This window comes from Mycobacterium sp. 852013-51886_SCH5428379 (genome assembly GCF_001665575.1).
Taxonomy (GTDB): domain Bacteria; phylum Actinomycetota; class Actinomycetes; order Mycobacteriales; family Mycobacteriaceae; genus Mycobacterium.
Genome location: NZ_LZSU01000002.1, coordinates 1 through 687 on the forward strand (window position 1 = coordinate 1; position 687 = coordinate 687).

General features: G+C 65.4%; 1 protein-coding gene. It reads right to left on the reverse strand.

What is annotated here, in order from left to right; translation table 11 throughout:
- Positions 1-687, reverse strand: a 687-nt coding sequence (locus A5757_RS00215) for a toprim domain-containing protein (RefSeq protein WP_231983840.1), incomplete at both ends; no start/stop codon positions are given.

The following is a 687-nucleotide window of genomic DNA, read 5'->3' on the forward strand; positions in this document are numbered from 1 at the left end:
GCGGCCGCGGCGTCGTCGAGGGTGATCTGGCGCAGCACCCGCACCGACGGATCCATCGTGGTTTCCCACAGTTCCTTGGCGTCCATCTCGCCCAGGCCCTTGTAGCGCTGGATGCCGTCCTCGGTGTTGATGCGCTTACCGGCGGCGCGGCCGGTCTCGAGCAGACCGTCGCGCTCTCGGTCGGAGTAGGCGAATTCCGGTTCGCTGCGTTGCCATTTCAGCTTGTACAGCGGCGGCTGGGCCAGGAACACGTGCCCGTTCTCGATCAGCGGCTTCATGAACCGGAACAGCAGCGTCAGCAGCAGCGTCGAGATGTGCTGACCGTCGACGTCGGCGTCGGCCATCAGCACGATCTTGTGATACCGCAACTTGCTCAGATCGAACTCGTCGTGAATACCGGTGCCCAGCGCGGTGATGATCGCTTGCACCTCGGTGTTCTTCAGCACCCGGTCGATGCGCGCCTTCTCGACGTTGATGATCTTGCCGCGCAACGGGAGAATGGCCTGGAACATCGAGTCCCGGCCGCTCTTGGCGGAACCGCCGGCCGAATCACCCTCCACCACATACAGTTCGGACTTGCTCGGATCCGTCGAGCGGCAGTCGGCGAGCTTACCGGGCAGCCCACCGATGTCGGTGGCGCTCTTGCGGCGCACCAACTCCCGCGCCTTCCGCGCGGCGAGCCGGGCC